The sequence below is a fragment of the Paraburkholderia sp. MM5477-R1 genome (genome assembly GCF_050436385.1).
In the GTDB taxonomy this organism is placed as follows: Bacteria; Pseudomonadota; Gammaproteobacteria; order Burkholderiales; family Burkholderiaceae; genus Paraburkholderia; species Paraburkholderia tuberum.
This window is the reverse complement of sequence record NZ_JBNDMC010000001.1, coordinates 237412-254749: the sequence shown is the minus strand read 5'-3', so window position 1 is coordinate 254749 and position 17338 is coordinate 237412. Positions and strand designations below refer to the sequence as shown.

The following is a 17338-nucleotide window of genomic DNA, read 5'->3' as shown; positions in this document are numbered from 1 at the left end:
TCAAATGACCATTTGAGGCTGCGTCGGGCGCTTCCATGCCGTCTGGCCGGTCAAGTTCTCCGGTTGGACGCGCCCCTTTTTTCTCTTGGACTAAAGAGCGGCCGCCGATTGGTCGGGTTCATTCGACTGGTTGCTCGCTCGTCTTGCTGTCAGTGTCATCAATCGGAAGTTCCTTCCGGCAATCGCGTCGGAGCACTATGCTCTTCTTCAAGTGAGGTGCGAGGCTAAGCTCGCGAACGGCTATCGGATAGATGCGTATATGCCGATCGATCCCACCCGCCCGATGCCGTTCTTGTCGACAGTTCGGCGCGAGGCTTCCTGGTAAGGCAGCGCGTCGTCGCGCGGGCGCGCAATGGGGTAACTCTTTAAAGAGGGCGGCGTCATGGACGAATTTGCGATTCAGGGATTTCGCGGGAGGCTGATCGGTCCATCAGACAAGGACTACGACGAGGCGCGAGCGCTGTACAACGGCATGATCGAGAAGCGGCCCAAGGTGATCGCTCGCTGCACCGACGCCGCCGATGTCATAGCGGCGGTCAACTACGCGCGCGATAACCAACTGCTTCTCGCAATCCGCGGAGGCGGACACAACGGCCCCGGTTTGGGCAGTTGCGACGGTGGGCTGGTCATCGATCTGTCGCAGATGCGCAGCGTGCGCGTCGACCCAGCGAGCCGCACCGTGCGCGTCGATCCAGGCTGCACTGCAGCGGATCTCGATCACGCGACCCACGCCTTTGGCCTCGCCGTACCACTCGGCATCGTCGGCAGCACGGGGGTCGCAGGTCTGACCTTGGGCGGAGGAACCGGCTACCTCACGCGCAAGCACGGCCTCACGGTCGACAATTTGCTAGAGGTGGATGTCGTGCTGGCCGACGGCTCTTTCGTCACCGCTAACAAGGACAGGCACGTTGACCTCTTCTGGGCGGTGCGCGGTGGCGGCGGTAACTTCGGCGTGGTCACAAGTTTTCTATTTCAGGCCCACCTAGCCAAAATGGTGTTCGCCGGTCCGATCTTCTGGGACGCCAAGGAAGCCAAGCAAGTTATGGCGATGTACCGCGACTTCATCCCACACGCCCCCGAAGAGCTTGGTCTATTTGTCGGCCTCAAAACCGTGCCTCCAATCGATCCCTTCCCTAACGAGCACTGGAACAAACGGGCCTGTGCTCTGATCGGTGCTTTCAACGGGCCGATCCCAGAAGGTCAGAAGCTCATGGCCTCGCTGCTCGAGAAACTGCCCGCCCCGCTGTTCAACTGGATGGGCGAGATGCCGTGGACTGCCATCAACAGTCTGTTCGACCCGTTCTTCCCTAAAGGCTTGCAGTGGTACTGGAAGGGCGACTTTGTCAAGGCGCTGCCTGATGAGGCGATCGACGTGCACATCGCCAACGCGCTCAAGGCACCGACCCCATTCTGCCTGATGCACCTTTACCCCATCGACGGCGCCGTTCGGCGGGTCGCCAAGGATGCCACGCCGTGGAGCGCGCGGGACGCGTCTTTTTCGATGGTAATTGCCGCGATTAGCCCGGATCCCAAGGACGCCGAGGCGCTTAAGACCTGGGGCCGTGCCTACTGGAGGGCTATCCACCCGTTCAATCTGGAAGGCGCCTACGTCAACTTCCTGGATGCCGACGAGGCCGAGAACCGAGTCGAACTAAGCTACGGCGCAAACTACGAGCGCCTTGCCTCGATCAAGGCGAAGTACGATCCCAATAACCTGTTGAGAGTCAACCAGAACATTAAGCCGAAAGCGTGAATCGACGCGCGCGACCTCGCGCGCCCGCGCCGCGTGGCGATGTTCAGCGCGAACGCGCTGCCGGCATTGCCGTCGTCGTGGCTGGGCGATTGCCTGGGTCGTGCGCGCTTGAAGGGCGTCCACGTCGCGCCGAACCTGATCAGCGCGACGCGTGAATCAAAGCGGGGCAACCCGAACTCCGCCGGGTTCACGTTCCCCAGACTCGAGGTTCCTGTGACCTCTTCGATGCGTGCGCGAAACCGTTCGCGAAAGTCCGCTTCGGAGCGATCCTAAGCTGGTACCTCGACGTCCGTTCCTGGCCGAACGCGGGCCGACGGCGAACGCACCAAACCGACCCGTTTCTGTCGCCCACGCCACTGTGGCATTGAAGGCCGCTTAGAAGGTGTCAAGCGGTCATCCGTTTACGCGAGAGCACAGGCACGCTGTATTTGAATTCACGAAAGACCTGTCGACGCTGTGCTGTTGGATCGTCGACTTCTCGACCTCTATACCCATCATCGATCACAGTTTGTCAGCGTACAGAAGTTGCATAAGGTAAGGCTGACCGCCGTTGCCTCAGTTGCCCTATGCCGCATCGCGGAGTTTGCACAACACACACTAGAATCGATACCCGATGCCACCCAGGATTACGTCCGTATCCTGGCTATAACGCGTGACCACGCGGTTCCACGTCACGCGCGCCGACCAGTGTGGTGTGATGCGATACGAAGCGGATATCGAGACAAGTCCGGATAGAATGCCGTCGCCCATGTCGCTATTTTCGTTCGAATTACCGTGATGGATGGCCGCGTACGCGCCGGCACCAATGCCGAGCGAGAGGCTGTCGTTGAAAAACGACCGCGTGAGCCAGAGTTGCGCTGTCGCGCCGTCACGCCGAGCGGTCGAGCCGCTGCCTTCGTGGAGGTAGCCGAGCGTCGCGTCGAGATAGTTTGTCAGCCCGCGTCTGTATTCGATCGCCTCAGCCGCAGATGCCTGAGAATCGAGGCTGTTCAGGATCGTCGCGCCCGCCATCAACGTGATTTCGTTATTCGTGACCTTGTGTGTGCGCGGCAGCGCGAAGTCCCGCAACCCCGGCGTGTCAGGTGCGTCCAGCTGATAGCCGATGCCGAGTATGACCGCAGTGGTCGACGGCCCGCTGTTCACCTGCACGTGATTGAGCTGCAGATTTGCAGTCCAGCGCTGCGACGAATACCAGGTGGCGCGGGCGCTGTAGACGACGCCCCAGCCATGCGTATTCGAATAGCCCGCGCCCTGCTCGGCTGCCTCGGTGTCGAAGTAGCAATACGGCCCGACACCGAGCGCAACGACGAAGCGCCGCTCCATCAGCGGAAGCCGGCCCCACACCTGTACAAGCGGGCCATCGCGGTGATGATCGGGCATGTGCCCTTCGTTGAGCCATGTGACGCTGCCGGCGAGGTAGCGGCCGAATCCCTCTGTATAGTCCATCGACCACGAGTAGGAATGGCTGTGCTCCCCGGTCAACGGTCCCGTGTATAGCGAGAACTCCTGGGCCGACGCGTAGCCCGGTCCCGCGCATAACGCTGCAGCGACGACCGCGAAAGTCCAGTTAGCCTTCATCGTCGTCGTTTAGGCCGTTGGTGATCGAAAGGGGCAACGCGAGACGGCTGGCCAATCTAATCGTTGCCTGTTGATATTGGGCCCCGTCAATCCGCGCCTTCGCGTCGTGGATGGCTTTCAAAAGCGCCTCAGTGCCCACGCCCATCTCGCTACCCGAAACGGGGCTATCCAATTTTCATTTTCAGCAGCTTCCTTTGCGAAACAATCGTGCGGAGTTTCGGCTTTCGGCAGCACACCCAGCCGAACCCACGCCCGATACCATAATGTTCGTACGAAAGAGGAAACTCTGTGCGGCAATACTCACATCCCGCTACTCAGGAGCAGCGAGGAGTCGCGGTCGATGACAATTACGTGAAGCAACGCCCGGGCGTACTCGGCGCGCACTCCTGCCAGTCCGTAAGGTAGTCTTTCGTCGCCTCGGGTGCGAAGGAATCCTTCCCACGAACGTCCGGTGTCTGGTGAACAACGGGCGTTGGAACGTCCACACCTGCTCCCTGCGGAACGACTGCACCTGGCCGATCACTGCCTCATGCAATCGGCATACATCGTTCGAACTTCACAAGGCAGCGATCGGCGGCACGCGACCCGGAGCGGACACAGGCCTCTCTACGTAGCAGCCGCTCAAAGTAGCGAGCCGCGGATAGTCTTCGGGGGATAACTCGCCAGCACGACAGCCGTGGTCACCGGCCCGAACTTCGCCAGCGTGTCGATCGCCACCTCCAGTTGCGCCATGTCTTCGATCACAATCCGTACCATGAAGCAGTCTTCGCCTGTGATGCGATGCGCCTCGATGATTTCGGGCATTGCTTCGAAGGCACTCAGGCAATGTTTGATCTGGGCATGCGTGGTCCTGATCCGGACGATGGCTGCAATCCCACGGCCTACGAGACCGGGATTGATCCGCGCCGCGTAACCTTCGATTACCCCTTGCTCCTCGAGTCGCTTTATACGGGCAGTGACCGCTGGCTGCGAAAGTCCGATCTGCTTGCCAAGTTCGGTGTTGCTGATCCGCGCGTTGCTCTGAAGAGCCTCTAGTATTCGCCAATCCAGCCGGTCCAACGTTGTCTGCTTAGGTTTCATTTGTGCGGTCGGGCAACTTCGGTCGATTTGACTGGTTGAGGCCATCAATTCATTTGATTTGGGATGTTGCCAGAATTCGCGCGCTTTTACACTGGAGGCTCATTCAATGATGGAGAGTTAGCAAATGGTCTACCCCGTGTTCGTTGTTCCCGGTATTGGAGATTCCGGTCCACTGCACTGGCAAAGTGTATGGGAGGCATCGCATCCCGACTGGCAGCGACTCGTTGTCGAGGACTGGGATCAGGTTGCATGCGACGATTGGGTATCTGCAATCGAACATCAATTGGCGCAAAGCGACGACGACACTCTTATCGTGGCGCACAGCCTCGGATGCCTCGCGGTGGCGCATTGGGCGAGCCGATATTCGCCCCGAGTTCGTGGAGTGCTGCTCGTCGCAGTGCCGGACCCTTCCGCATCGGCGTTTCCCGTGGCGGCCGCAACCGGATTTGCTCCTTTGCCATCGAAACAGCTACCCTTTCCTACTATCGTTGTATCCAGTTCCAACGACCCGTATGGCAGCATTGAGCACGCAGGTCGCTGCGCGAGAGCGTGGGGCAGCAAGCTTGTCGAAGTTGGAGCGCAAGGACATCTCAATGCAGATAGCAACCTGGGCGATTGGCCTGAAGGATTCAGACCCTGCTGCAATCGCTGGGCTAGGAAGGTTATTGCGATGAAATCGTGCCTCGGTGACGAGATTGTCGCCGATCTCCGGTATGAGGCGGAATGACCGTTCGTGGCCGGACAGCGACCGACGGTCGATCGCCAACCGGCGGCGCCTGGGTTCAAACTTCAGTCTGCTCCATCATCTCAAGCGCATCATCTGCCTCGATGCCAAGAGATACCATCGAGGTTAGGGGGAACCGCTGCACAGCGCTCAATCCATTGCCGCGCTGGATTCATCGATGCTCGATGCCGAGCAGCCGCGCGTCCAGCCGCCGCGCTAGCGCCTCGCCGCCTTCGCGCATTACTGCATCGTGGTTCCATTGGAAAACCGGTCTTAGCAACGGCGCCAATGCATTCATCCATGCGCGGTTCGTGTGCACGCACCAGTCGTAACGGACCACGGTAAGGTTGCGTCCGTCGGTCGAAAAGCTCCACCGGCCGGCGCCTTCGACGTCGCCACTGGCTTCCCCCTCCAGCGCGACCAACGGGTCGACGCGCGTCACCCGCATATCGAACACGAGACGATAGGGCAACCAGCCTTTCCACGTATAGCGTTGTACGACACCGACGCCCTGATCGGACCCAGCCTCTAGCTGGTCCACCCGCTCGACGTTATCCCACCACTCGGGCCATCGCGCCGAATCATGGATTGTCGCCCAAACTTCCTGCACTGGCGCATCGATGCGCCAAATGGTGGAAAAGCGGTATTCGACCGTCCGCAAGCTGCCTCCATTGTTAGTATTCTTCTAGAGATTTTGTCAGATGCTCACTGCACTTGCCATCATCGGCGAAACGGCATGCGTTTCCTTCGGTCGATATCTCGTCGAGCAAACTGCAACGTAGGACAGCTAGAGGCATCTCGTTATACAGAAGTGGCGCAGTAGCAGACGTTTGTCCGAAAGCGCATTGAGCAATGAACATGCGTGATGGGGGTTGTTAACGGCCTGAATTTCGCGTTTACTCTCGACTTTTCGAATGCAGATTCGTAATGAGCCGGGAGCGTGGGTGGACGAGGAATTTGAAACATTGGATCTTGGTGACCCGCGGCGGGACCGTCGGGCGAAGGAATTGCTGAAGCGGTTTGCCGCGCGTCCCACTGCGAGTATTCCGGGTGCCTGTGAGGGCTGGGCCGAGACCATGGCGGCGTACCGCTTTCTGGGCAATGAGCACATCGACTGGCGCGACATGATGCAGCCGCACTGGGAGCGCACCGCTGCGCGCATGGGCGAGTTACCGGTAGTCCTGTGCGTGGCTGACACAACGGAGCTGAACTTCAACGGCCAGGACATCGAGGGGGCCGGCCCGCTCAGTTATGAAGCGCAGGTTGGCATGTATCTTCACGCGACCTATGCGGTCACACCGGATCGCGAGGCGCTGGGTGTCATGAACGCCTGGATGTGGGCACGCGAGCCGCGCGACGAAAACGGCCAGCGTGGCGGCGTGTGCGAGAGCGTTCGATGGATCGAAAGTTATGAGATCGTGGCGCAGCAGGCAGCAACCCTGCCGGGCACGCGGCTGGTATATGTGGCCGATCGCGAGGGTGATATCGCGGCGCTCATGCAGCGTGCGCAGGAGTTGGGCGAACCGGCCGACTGGCTGATCCGCTCCCAGCACAACCGCGCACTCAAGGATGAAGCAAAACTGTGGGAAACGGTACACGCGAGCGAGGTGCTCGGTCATATCAGCTTCGTGCTGCCCGGGCGGGGTGGCCAGAAGGCGCGTGAAGTGAAGCAGGAGCTGCGTGCACAGCGCGTGACGTTACCCGGGCGCGGCGGCGTCGAGCTGAGCTGCATTGAGGCATGTGAAGTGGATGCGCCCACTGACGTGAAGCCCGTCGTCTGGCGCCTGCTGAGCAACCGCGAAGTGCACGATACACATGCGCTCACCGAACTGATCGACTGGTACCGCGCGAGGTGGGAGATCGAGATGTTCTTCAACGTGCTGAAGAACGCCTGCCGGGTTGAAACGTTGCAGCTCTCGCAGATGGAGCGCGTGGAGAAGGCGCTTGTGCTGTATATGGTGGTGTCCTGGCGTATCGCACGGCTTATGCGGCTGGGCAGGACCTGCCCGGAGCTGGATGCTTCGCTGTTCTTTGAGGCTGACGAGATACACGGCGCTCACGTGCTCTCCAAGAAACCCCGCCCGAAAAAGCCACCGACGCTTAACCAGATGATACGGATGATTGCATCACTGGGCGGATTCCTCGGACGCAAGGGTGATGGTGAACCCGGCGCGAAGACACTGTGGATTGGCATGCAGCGTGTCATGGATGCGGTGATCACCATCCAGATCCTGCGCGACGGCTACGATACTTCTGTATAAGGAGATGAGCTAGAGGCAGCCGACCAGTGCACGAAAGCAGACGGCCAAAGGCTTCACCTCAGCCCAATCCCGCCGACTGCTGCCTGACGCGACCGCCTCAGGCCGACCCCAAAGAGACCTTCGACTTTGGGGCTGACAGCCGTCCGTTGCCAAGCGGGGTCCGGCCATTCAGGAAACCGGTTCCGCGCATTAGCGATAACTCGGTAACCGAGAGCCGCGCCGGCCTGTGCGTGGTTCCAGTCCAGAAGCACGACACCGATCGCAAGAGCCTTTGGACCCAAGCGCCTCAGCCAAGGCTACATCTGCGTACCTGGGGTCGCCGTGTCTGAAGAGTAGTGCTGCGTGGTTTCCCACCAGTCCACCCTGAGCGTGGTGATCATCCGGTCAATGGTAAGCGACCGTCTCCGCTTGCGAGGCTCTTCAAACTTATCGAAAGAGAGCCTAAGGTGCCCCGGCGCGCGCCGGGGCACCAACATTCACTGCGCGGTGACTTGCCAGCGCAGAACCGGTTGCGTGGCCCCGCTCGGCATCACCCACGGGCCGTTCGAGCTGAAGTCCCAGCCCACAAAGCTGGCTGGATTGCTCATCTGTGCGGATGTGAGCCCGTTTGCCGCGGGCAGACCGCCGCCGCTCGAAGCTTGCCCTGTTGTCTCCACGTTCCAATAGACATCGTTATCGGGCGCGCAGCCTATGCATATGCCGCCGATGAAGCCGGCTAACGAATGCACGGGGCCGGACGCATACGACTGCGTGATCCTGCCGTTGCCGTCTGCGATCAGCCCTCCTGCGCCGCCGTGCGACGAGAAACTGGTGACTGGTCCTGTCGAGTACGACTCAGTGATGGCACCCTGATTCTCGAGGACGAGTCCGGCGGCAGTTCCGTCGGCGGTGACCGTGGCATTACTGCCCGAGCGGGCGACCAGCCCGTAGTTAGTGCCGACGAGGCCCGCGAACGCATCTCCGGAATCACTGGAGGTCGCGACCATTGACCCGGACGTAAAGACATTCGCAATCGTGCCGTGATTGGCGGCGGCCAACATCCCGGCGCCAGTGCCGAAGCTCTCGGTCGCCGTAACGTTCTCTTCTAGGTTCAGATTGCGGACAACACCCGTTGAGCCTATATCGGCAAATACCGCGTCCTCACTCGGGGAGAGATGCGAGATCATATTGAATCTACCGTCGAACTGACCGGTGAACGGCCTGCCGGGATCGGGGCCGGGATGGGGATAGAAGCCAAGCGTGGTAAAAACTGCCTTGCTCGCGTCGATGTTTTTGCCAAGCGCGTAATTGCCGGCCAGATTGTTCTGGATGTTCTGCAAGTCCGTGACCGAATTGACGAGTTGATAACCAGTTATCTGTGTCACGAGCCCGCTGTAAAGCGGTGCGCTCCATACCGGATTGGCGACAAGCGTGCCGGGGCTGTAACTACCGTTCATATCGTAGAGCGCGCTGACGATGCCCGTACTCTTCGACCAGTCGATCGTGCCGTTGTTGATGACGCTGCCACCGTTGTCAATTCCCGACGCGTCGGCGCGCAACGTCAGGTTGCCCGCACCGGAGTTCGCGATGGTCGTACCCGTCGCTACCGAGACATCGTGGTACGCGGCAAGCGTGAGCGAAGCCGGACCGGACCAGCGCAGGCTCGACGCGGCGCCGAGGTCGCCCGTTGCGCCGTTCGCGCCCGTCGTGGTCACGTCGACCGAAGTGCCCGCGATCAGACTGCGCTGCAACGCATGCGCTGCGACATCATCGATGGTGAAAGCGGGCGTCGAGAGATTCCATTGGCCTGCATCGACCACCGCGTGCCTGCCGAACGTCAGTTGTGCCGCTTGTGTATCGACCGTTCCGCCGCTGCCGTCCGCGTTGCTTGCGGCGATCTTGCCGAGCTGCTCGACGCGGCCGCTGTCGGCGACCAGCCAATCCCAGACGGTCGCCGTAGCTGCAAAGCTGACATTCGACCGTCTGCTTCGCTCAGGCATCAGCCGTCGTAGGGCGCGCCGCGCCTAGACCAAGCATGATGCACAGAGCGAAGCATGATGCACAGAGCGGCTTCAGTTGCCGGTCGCGGGTGCCCCCGGCGGGCGCGCCTGCGCAGGGCATCTGCGGGCACGCCAAACGTTCCACGGAACGCGCGGCGCCTACGTTCCCGGTCCGCAAAACCCGTTTCCAGCGCCACCAGGTTAATTGTGTGGCGGCCCTGCTCGATCATGAATCTGGCTGCTTTGAGGCGAAGCCGTTCCACCGCTTTGGCTGGCGACTGACCGGTCTCGGCTACGAAGGCACGGCTGAACTGACGAGGACTGCACCGCGGTCCGTGTCGAGCGGCAGGCGATGCCGGCTTCATCACCCGACGACTGACCTTGCTTTAGCTCAAGAAAGCGCAAGCGCCCGCTAAAGCGTCTCCTCATAGCGGCAATTAACCAGCAGTTCCGCCACGCTCGTCGTATTCGGCAACTCGATGGTATTCACCACCAGAAGTGCCAGGTCTTGCGGCTGCGTCATCGCCATCGGTTCGATATCGGCGATGCCGGCGGCCATGTCGGTATTCACGAAGCCGGGGCATACCGCGGTCGCCCGAACGCCATCGTCCCAACCCGCGCGGCGCACCGCATGGGTGAGCGCCACCATCGCGTGCTTCGACATCTGATAGCCGACGTTCAGGTTCTTCACCCGTTTGCCGGAAAGCGACGCAAGCTGCACGAAACGTCCGGTTCCCGCACGGCGCAAATGCGGCAGCGCCGCCTGCACCAGCCGGAAAGGTGCATTTACATTGATCTCGAAGGTCTCGGTCAAGAGCGCATCGTTTCCTGTATCGAAGTCGATCATCCGGCAGATGCCCGCGTTGCTCACCAGCACGTCGATGCGCCCTAAGCGCGCAGTCGTCGCATCCACCCAGGCCCGGGCGGCGTCGGGATCGCGCGCCTCGTAGGGATGCAGGAACGCATTCGGCACGCCATCGTAAGCGTGCATATCGCGCAGACCGAGCGACAGCCTAAAGCCGCGCCGCGCCAGTTCCAGCGCAATCTCGCGTCCGATGCCGCGGCTCGCGCCCGACACCATCGCCACTTTGTCCATGTGCAATCCCATGTGCTGTCGGTCCTTGCGTATCAGAAGCCTGCGTCGATGGTGATCTTCGAGCCGTCGCTGAAGCGCTCGAGACGGAACGCGTGCGGATCGACGAGCGGTGCGTCACCGTTGACGAGGTCCGCCATCAGCCTGCCCGCGCCCGGCCCGATGCCGAAGCCGTGTCCCGAGAAACCGGTGCCGATGAACATGCCCGGCACACGCCCAACTCCGGAGATGACGGGAATCGCGTCCGGCGTCACGTCGATATATCCGGCCCACCGCTGCGCGATGCGCGCGCCCGCCAGCTGCGGAAACGCTTCGGTAAAGGCCTTGAGACCCTTGTCGACGTAAGGCACCACGGGGGCCGGATCGAGCGTGCGAACATGCTCGAAGACCGTCGATTCGCTGAGCGCCCAGCGGCGCGGCCGCTTGAGTTCGTCGAAGAAACGCTTGCCGATCTGAATCTGCAGCGCGCCCATCTGGCTCTTCAATGCTTCGATGTATTTGAAGAAGAGGCGGAAGGAATCGGGCGTGAGATCAGCGTGCGTGCGCAAGCCGTACGCGACCGTGTAGCCGCCGTCCGCACGTTTGCGAAACGCAAATTCCTCGTTATTGGCGCTGCACGTGGGACCGCCTTCGAGCGGTTCGGTGCGCAGCACGGACGCACGCGTGAGCAGTTGCGGCAGCTCCACGCCGAGATTGCCGCAGAAATAGCGCGTCCATGCGCCGCCCGCCACGACGACCGCATCGCAGCGAATCGTCCCATGTTCGGTGACGACCGCGCTCGCGCGCCCGCCGCTCGTCTCGATGCCGCGCACCGCGCACGGCGTGAGAATGCTGACGCCCTTGCGTCGCAGCGCGTTGGCGATGGCGGGCGCGGCCTTTTGCGGTTCCGCGCGCGCATCGCCCGGCGTGAAGATGCCGCCCTTGAACGTCTGCGTCGCGCCGGGCAGCAGGCGTGAGACTTCATGCGTGTTCACTTCGCGCGTGTCGAAGGCATCGTCGCCTGCTATTTGACGAGCGCGCTTCAGCCAGTCACGGTGACGTTCGAGCACGGCGTCATCGTTCGATACGTATAGGATGCCACACTGGTTGAAGCCGGTGTCGACGCCGAGCGTTCTGTCGAGCGTGCGCCAGATCTTGAGGCTTTCGATGCTCAGCAGAAATTCGCGGGGATCGCGCCGTGTCACGCGCACCCAGCCCCAGTTGCGGCTCGACTGCTCGCCCGCGATGTGCCCCTTCTCGCACAGCGCGACGGACAGCCCTTTTTCGTGCAGCGCAAGCGCCGTTGATACGCCGATGATGCCGCCGCCGATCACGACCACATCGGCGCGTTCGGGCAGCTTGATATCGTCGGCGACGGTGTCGACTTTAGGACCCATGGTTTCTTTCAACGAAGTGAGAGTTACGGACGACGCTCGGCCACGGCCGCCGTCTGCGGTTGCAGCGCTTCTTCAGCGTGCACGTTGCGCCCGGCGCGCGATGTCTTCTGCTGGCGCGCGGCGGGATTGATGAAGCGATTGGTCCAGCGGTCCAGATGATTGATCGCGTGCGTGAGCGGCACGGTGATGAGCAGATACACGGCGCCTGCCGCGACGAGCGGCGACAGGTTGGCCGTATTGACCGCCGCGTTCTGCCCGATGGTGAACAGATCGCGCTGCGAAGTGAGCAGTCCGAGGAAGTACACGAGGCTCGAATCCTTGACGATCGAGATGAACTGATTGGCAAGCGCGGGCAGAATGCGCCGCACGCCCTGCGGCACAATGACATGGCGCATGCCGCTCCAGTACGTCATGCCGAGCGCCTGGCACGCGGACATCTGTCCGCGTCCGACGCTCTGAATCCCCGACCGGAATATCTCCGCGATATACGCCGACGACACCAGCGCCAGCGCGACGATCGCGAGTGGATACGGATTCGGTCCGAACAACGAGAGTCCGACCGGCGCCAGTCCCTGCCCGACTTACGAGAATGACCAGCGCGGCGGGCAGGCCGCGAAAGACATCCACGAAAACGCGCACGGGCCAGGTCAGCCAGCGCGTGTGCGATACGGCGCAGAGCGCCAGCGCCATTCCTGCCACGATGCCGAGCGCAGTCGAGATCACCGACAGGATCAGCGTGTTCACGAGGCCCGTGCCGATCAGCGTCGGCAGCGATTCGACGAGCAGCGGCCAATCTAGGAAGTTCTGCAGGAATGCATTCATGAGCACTCTCTCCTTGCGCTTGACGAGGCGTGACGAAGCAACAATGGCGGGCGGTTACTTCATCGCATACGGCGGCATCGGATCAGGCTTCGGATAGCCGGGATTGAACTGCTGATAGAGCTTGAGCCACGTCCCGTCCGCCACCAGTTCGCCGATGGCCTTGTTGACCGCCGCTTCGAGCTTCGCGTTGCCCTTGCGGATCGGGAAACCGGCGGGAAGATTCGAAGCTGAGATGTCGAGCTTGTCGGCAAGCTTCAGGTCCGGATACTTACCTTGCAGCCCTTCGAGCAAGGTCTTGTCGATGAAGTAGCCGTCGATGTACTTGTTGCGCAGCGCGAGAAAGCCCGCGTTGATATTCGGAAAGCGGACGATCTGCGCGCCCGGCAGGTAGCTCTGCGAATACGTGTCCTCGATGGTCCCCTGCACGACCCCGATGCGCTTGTCCTTCACCGATGCGACGCTCGCGCCGATCGTGCTGTCCGGCAGCGTGCCGACGCTCAAAAGACCCGTCAGATAGCCTTCCGAAAAATCGACCATCTTGAGGCGTTCCTTGGTGATCGAGATCGAGCCCGCGGCAAGATCGACCTGTTGATTCGCCACGCTCGGCAGCAGACCCGCGAAGTCCTGCGCGCGGAAGTCGGCCGTGAGCCCGAGTTTCGCGGCGATGGCGCGCACCAGTTCCACGTCGAAGCCCGTCATCTTGCCGTTGTCGATATACGAGTACGGCTTGTTGTTCGCATCGACGCCAGCGACGATCTTGCCGGGCGTCAATGTGCCGACGTCATCGGCGGCGTGGGCGGCGGTCGTCGCGCCGACCAGGAACGATGCGGCCACGGCGAGATGGCGTGCGAGACGAAGTAATCGCATGGTGAGGCTCCCTTGGATTGGATAGCGGTTGATTCAATGCAGGATGCGCGAAAGAAAGTCTCGCGCGCGTTCGGAGCGCGGACGCTCGAAAAAGGCTTCGCGCGTATCGTCTTCCACGATGACGCCGCGGTCCATGAACAACACGCGGTCGGCCACGCGCTTCGCGAAACCCATCTCGTGCGTGACGCACAGCATGGTCATCCCGTCCTGCGCGAGCGTGGTCATCACGTCGAGCACTTCGTTGACCATCTCGGGATCGAGCGCGGAAGTCGGCTCATCGAACAGCATGGCGACGGGGTCCATCGAAAGCGCCCGCGCAATCGCCACGCGCTGCTGCTGCCCGCCCGACAATTGCGCCGGATACTTGTCCTCATGACCGCTCAAGCCCACGCGGCGCAATAGCGAGCGTGCGCGCTCAGCGGCTTTGTCGCGCGCGCGGCCGAGCACGTTCATCTGCGCGAGCATCAGGTTGCGCTGCACCGAGAGATGAGGAAAGAGTTCGAAATGCTGAAACACCATGCCGACGCGCGCCCGTAGCCGCGAAAGATCCGCGCGCTTCGCCGTCACGTCGATGCCGTCCACCACGATCTGCCCGCTCTGCACCGCTTCGAGCCCGTTGACGGATTTGATGAGGGTGGACTTGCCGGACCCGGACGGCCCGCAGATCACGACGACTTCACCGCGCGCAATGCTCGCCGTGCAGTCGTTCAGTACGCGATTGCCGCCATACCACTTCGAAACGTTGTTCAGCTCGATCATTGCGGCTCCTTTCGGTGCTTCGGCTTTCTGATTCAATCCGCTTGTCTTCGCTTCAAGAGAGCGCTGCTCGCACACGGCCGTGCCACATATCGCCGATCCGGTACAGTGCACTGCCGACGGGTACCGCAAGCGTGCTGGCCATTCCCGCACCTGAGAGGGGGAACGCGCCTTCGCCGAACGCACCGACATCCTGCTCGACACCCACCATATGTTTGCCGATGCGATGCCCGAGATAGCTCATCAGCGCAACGCCGTTGCCGTTGCAGCCGAGCGCATAGTGCACGCCGTCGTGCTGACCGATGTGCGCGAGCCTGTCTCCGGTCATCGCGACGAAGCCTTTCCACGCATGCGTGACGCGCACGTCCCGCAGGGCGGGCCACAATTGCGCCAGCTTCGCGTACAGCCGCCGCGCGGCCTCGCGTTCGTCGATCTCGCGGATGGCGGGCCGCGACCCGAAGATCATTCGCGTGCCGTCCGGCGACGGGCGCGTGTAGAAGAGATTGCGCTTCGAATCGCTGATCATGCGGCGGCCCGGATTGAGCACGTTCATGAGGCCTTCGGGCAGCGGCTCGGTGGCGATCTGATAACTCGCGACCGGCAACACGCGGCGCGAAAAGAACGGCAGCAGCGGACCCGTATAGCCGTTGGTGGCCACCAGCACCTGCCGCGCATCGAACACGCCGCGCGCGGTGTGCACGCGAAACCGCGTATTTCCCGTTCGTTCGATCCGCTGCACTGCTGCGTGCGAATGCAGCGTCGCGCCGCGCCGGCGCGCGAGGTCGCGCAGCGCACGATGATATTTCGCGGTATGTAGTCCGCCGTATTCGTCGACGAGGATGCCGCCGTAGTAATAGTCGGAGCCGATGATGCCGCGCTGCGCATCGCGCTCGATCACATGCACCGTGACGCCGGTCTTGTCGCGCAACAACTGGCCTTGGCGACGCAGCACGTTGAAATGCGCGGGCGTAAAGGCGCCGAAGAAGCGGCCGGTGATGCGCAGGTCTGCGTCGAGCGATTCGTCGGCGATGATTCCCTTGAGATAGTCGAAGCTTGCCATCGACTCCTGCATCAGACGCGTGAGACGCTCGGCGGAGACGCCGCGAATGGCGTTGGTCAGCGCAAGCTTCTGGCCGCTCGACACCATGCCCCCGCTGCGCGTGCTGCCGCCCGCGCCGATCTCGGCGGCATCCAGCACCGCGACGCGCGCGCCATACTTCGCAGCCTCCGCCGCCGCCGACAGCCCGCAATATCCGCTGCCGACGATCGCCAGGTCCACGTTCGCCGGCAAAGGTTCCGGCGCGACCTCGGGCGGTGCGGCATCCCACCAGTACGGGGTGCAGCGGAAGGTTTCGTGAAACAGCAACGCATCGGGACGCATGGACTCAACCCTGTTCGCTTGATTCGAGTTCAGTGTCGCCGTCGCAAATCATCCGGTCAAATAGCGCCAAAAACGGCTTCCATTCATTTCTGATATGGCAAGCTGACGACTTTGGCCGTTGTTTGCGCGGCCCACGCCCGGAGAAAACGATGAATCTCAGGCAGGTCGAGGCGTTTCGGCTGGTCATGCTGCGCGGTTCGATGACGGCTGCCGCCGAAGAACTCGGCACATCGCAACCGAGCATCAGCCGGTTGATCGCGGAACTGGAAGCCGCGACGGGATTGACCCTGTTCGTGCGCAATGGCGGACGCATTCACGCCACCGATGCGGGCAGTGCGTTCTATCGCGAGGTGGATCGCAGCTTCGTCGGCCTGGAGAAACTGCAGCATTCGGCGCGAGAGATTCTTGAACTCGGCAGTGGGCGGCTGCGCATCGTGGCAGCGCCGGTGCTCGCGTTGTCGTTTTTGCCTGCCGTGATCGCGCGCTTCGTGGACGCCCATCCGCGCGTCGCGGTATCGCTCGAAATGCGCAGCGAGAGCACGATCCAGCGCTGGGTGTCGTCGGGACACTGCGACGTCGGCTTCGCGACCACCACGCCGGATGCGTTCGGCGTGACGAGCGTGGAACTCTATGAGCTGGCGGGGCTATGCGCGCTGCCGGCGCGTCATGCGCTCGCGGCGCGCACGCGAATTCGCGCGGCCGACTTGCGTGGCGAACGGCTCATCCTGCCTTCCTATGCGGACGATACGCGTGCAGCGCTCGATCGCGCGCTGCGTCCGGCGGGTGCGGATCAGGTGCCTGCAATCGAGACGCCATATGGCGCGACCATCTGCGCACTCGTGACGCGCGGCGCGGGCGTGGGCATCGTCAATCCGCTCGCGACCGTGGATGCCGATCCGACGCGCATCGTGTTCCGGCCGTTCGCGCCGGAGATTTGGTTTCGCGGCTTCACGCTTTATCCGCAGACGCCGCGGGGCAATCCGGTGGTCGGCGCGTTTCTCGAACTCGTAGGTGAGCAGATGGCGGTGTTGAGGCAGGGCGCACATATCTGAGTCCACGCATTAACCGATGACCAATTCTTACGGCGACCGATGCAACTGCTCCTCGATCGTCTTCGTGAGCGACGATTCGACGCCGCCCGTATGCTTCGTCTGCACGGGCTCGATCGACACGATCCAACATTCGTCGTCGGCTACCGGGTTGTGCGGCGTGCCGCGCGGCACAAAGTGCGTGGCGCCGGGACGAAAATCGACCACGCCGCCGCCTTCGAATTCGATCGCAAGAAGCGGGCGCACGACAAAGAACAGCTAGTATTCCTGCGTGTGATCGTGGCACACGAGCTGGCCGCTCACTTTCGCGACCTTCACATACTGATCGTTGACCTGCGCGAGCACTTGGGGAGGCAAGTATTCGGAGACATGGCCGAATGCGGCTTGGAGATGGAACGAGTCCGCAAACGGAGAACAGACCTGTCAACTCCAGATGGAGGAACGACCGTTGCAGTTCATCAAGAGACATCTGTCAGACCGTGTGCCGAACGGCCGAAATGGGGTCGAGCTTGTGTGAAAACACGCTGATCGCCTAGACTGGGATTAACTCATTCAGCATGGGAGGGGACATCAATCTCGGCAAGTCGACAATCGCTTGCGAGACGAGTCTTTGCGTCAT

13 protein-coding genes and 3 pseudogenes are annotated in these 17338 nt (G+C 61.9%); 4 read left to right on the top strand and 12 right to left on the bottom strand.

The window, feature by feature from the left end:
* Positions 1–382 precede the first annotated feature (382 nt).
* Entirely contained in the window at positions 383–1753 is a 1371-nt protein-coding gene (locus tag OKW35_RS01245) for an FAD-binding oxidoreductase (RefSeq protein WP_429551013.1), read from the top strand.
* Between the two features lie 597 nt (positions 1754–2350).
* Here OKW35_RS01245 and OKW35_RS01240 read toward each other — a convergent pair.
* A complete protein-coding gene (locus tag OKW35_RS01240) occupies positions 2351–3331 on the bottom strand; it encodes a hypothetical protein (RefSeq protein WP_429551012.1) in 981 nt (326 codons plus the stop codon).
* A gap of 621 nt (positions 3332–3952) precedes the next feature.
* Complete coding sequence (locus OKW35_RS01235; RefSeq protein ID WP_429551011.1) at positions 3953–4411, bottom strand: Lrp/AsnC family transcriptional regulator; 459 nt, start codon at positions 4409–4411, stop codon at positions 3953–3955.
* Between the two features lie 124 nt (positions 4412–4535).
* Here OKW35_RS01235 and OKW35_RS01230 point away from each other — a divergent pair, with 124 nt between their 5' ends.
* Positions 4536–5138 (top strand): RBBP9/YdeN family alpha/beta hydrolase, encoded by a 603-nt coding sequence (locus OKW35_RS01230; protein WP_429551010.1) that lies wholly within the window; start codon positions 4536–4538, stop codon positions 5136–5138.
* A 169-nt stretch (positions 5139–5307) separates the two neighbouring features.
* Here OKW35_RS01230 and OKW35_RS01225 read toward each other — a convergent pair whose 3' ends face one another.
* A complete protein-coding gene (locus tag OKW35_RS01225; RefSeq protein ID WP_429334535.1) occupies positions 5308–5796 on the bottom strand; it encodes an SRPBCC family protein in 489 nt (162 codons plus the stop codon).
* A gap of 253 nt (positions 5797–6049) precedes the next feature.
* On the opposite strand from OKW35_RS01225, the gene OKW35_RS01220 reads away from it, so the two are divergent.
* Complete coding sequence (locus tag OKW35_RS01220) at positions 6050–7396, top strand: IS4 family transposase (RefSeq protein ID WP_090812277.1); 1347 nt, start codon at positions 6050–6052, stop codon at positions 7394–7396.
* Between the two features lie 476 nt (positions 7397–7872).
* Here the strand turns inward: OKW35_RS01220 and OKW35_RS01215 are convergent, their stop codons facing one another.
* The 8 genes and pseudogenes from OKW35_RS01215 to OKW35_RS01180 all read right to left on the bottom strand — a co-directional run bounded on the left by OKW35_RS01215 (position 7873) and on the right by OKW35_RS01180 (position 15670).
* Positions 7873–9375, bottom strand: coding sequence for a hypothetical protein (locus OKW35_RS01215; RefSeq protein WP_429551009.1), 1503 nt, complete (start codon positions 9373–9375; stop codon positions 7873–7875).
* 95 nt (positions 9376–9470) lie between these two features.
* A pseudogene (locus OKW35_RS01210) lies at positions 9471–9698 on the bottom strand (helix-turn-helix domain-containing protein); the annotation flags it as partial.
* An 89-nt stretch (positions 9699–9787) separates the two neighbouring features.
* Complete coding sequence (locus OKW35_RS01205; RefSeq protein ID WP_429551223.1) at positions 9788–10471, bottom strand: SDR family NAD(P)-dependent oxidoreductase; 684 nt, start codon at positions 10469–10471, stop codon at positions 9788–9790.
* 32 nt (positions 10472–10503) lie between these two features.
* On the bottom strand, positions 10504–11844 hold the full coding sequence (locus tag OKW35_RS01200; protein ID WP_429551008.1) for an NAD(P)/FAD-dependent oxidoreductase: 1341 nt from the start codon (positions 11842–11844) through the stop codon (positions 10504–10506).
* Positions 11845–11867: 23 nt separating this feature from the next.
* A pseudogene (locus OKW35_RS01195) lies at positions 11868–12666 on the bottom strand (amino acid ABC transporter permease).
* A 54-nt stretch (positions 12667–12720) separates the two neighbouring features.
* Entirely contained in the window at positions 12721–13533 is an 813-nt protein-coding gene (locus OKW35_RS01190) for a substrate-binding periplasmic protein (RefSeq protein ID WP_027195496.1), read from the bottom strand.
* 33 nt (positions 13534–13566) lie between these two features.
* Complete coding sequence (locus OKW35_RS01185; protein WP_429551007.1) at positions 13567–14292, bottom strand: amino acid ABC transporter ATP-binding protein; 726 nt, start codon at positions 14290–14292, stop codon at positions 13567–13569.
* A gap of 52 nt (positions 14293–14344) precedes the next feature.
* The gene (locus tag OKW35_RS01180; protein ID WP_429551006.1) at positions 14345–15670 is read right to left on the bottom strand and encodes an NAD(P)/FAD-dependent oxidoreductase; all 1326 of its coding nucleotides are present in this window, start codon (positions 15668–15670) and stop codon (positions 14345–14347) included.
* Positions 15671–15819: 149 nt separating this feature from the next.
* Between OKW35_RS01180 and OKW35_RS01175 the strand changes: the two genes are divergently transcribed.
* On the top strand, positions 15820–16722 hold the full coding sequence (locus OKW35_RS01175) for a LysR substrate-binding domain-containing protein (RefSeq protein ID WP_429551005.1): 903 nt from the start codon (positions 15820–15822) through the stop codon (positions 16720–16722).
* 27 nt (positions 16723–16749) lie between these two features.
* Here OKW35_RS01175 and OKW35_RS01170 read toward each other — a convergent pair.
* Positions 16750–17130: pseudogene (locus tag OKW35_RS01170) on the bottom strand (cupin domain-containing protein); the annotation flags it as partial.
* Positions 17131–17338: the final 208 nt, after the last annotated feature.

Coding starts and splice junctions, on each gene's coding strand:
- OKW35_RS01245 (WP_429551013.1), top strand. CDS start 383: ATGGACGAATTTGCGATTCAGGGATTTCGCGGGAGGCTGATCGGTCCA.
- OKW35_RS01180 (WP_429551006.1), bottom strand. CDS start 15,670: ATGCGTCCCGATGCGTTGCTGTTTCACGAAACCTTCCGCTGCACCCCG.
- OKW35_RS01185 (WP_429551007.1), bottom strand. CDS start 14,292: ATGATCGAGCTGAACAACGTTTCGAAGTGGTATGGCGGCAATCGCGTA.
- OKW35_RS01240 (WP_429551012.1), bottom strand. CDS start 3,331: ATGAAGGCTAACTGGACTTTCGCGGTCGTCGCTGCAGCGTTATGCGCG.
- OKW35_RS01190 (WP_027195496.1), bottom strand. CDS start 13,533: ATGCGATTACTTCGTCTCGCACGCCATCTCGCCGTGGCCGCATCGTTC.
- OKW35_RS01230 (WP_429551010.1), top strand. CDS start 4,536: ATGGTCTACCCCGTGTTCGTTGTTCCCGGTATTGGAGATTCCGGTCCA.
- OKW35_RS01220 (WP_090812277.1), top strand. CDS start 6,050: ATGCAGATTCGTAATGAGCCGGGAGCGTGGGTGGACGAGGAATTTGAA.
- OKW35_RS01200 (WP_429551008.1), bottom strand. CDS start 11,844: ATGGGTCCTAAAGTCGACACCGTCGCCGACGATATCAAGCTGCCCGAA.
- OKW35_RS01235 (WP_429551011.1), bottom strand. CDS start 4,411: ATGAAACCTAAGCAGACAACGTTGGACCGGCTGGATTGGCGAATACTA.
- OKW35_RS01215 (WP_429551009.1), bottom strand. CDS start 9,375: ATGCCTGAGCGAAGCAGACGGTCGAATGTCAGCTTTGCAGCTACGGCG.
- OKW35_RS01205 (WP_429551223.1), bottom strand. CDS start 10,471: ATGGACAAAGTGGCGATGGTGTCGGGCGCGAGCCGCGGCATCGGACGC.
- OKW35_RS01175 (WP_429551005.1), top strand. CDS start 15,820: ATGAATCTCAGGCAGGTCGAGGCGTTTCGGCTGGTCATGCTGCGCGGT.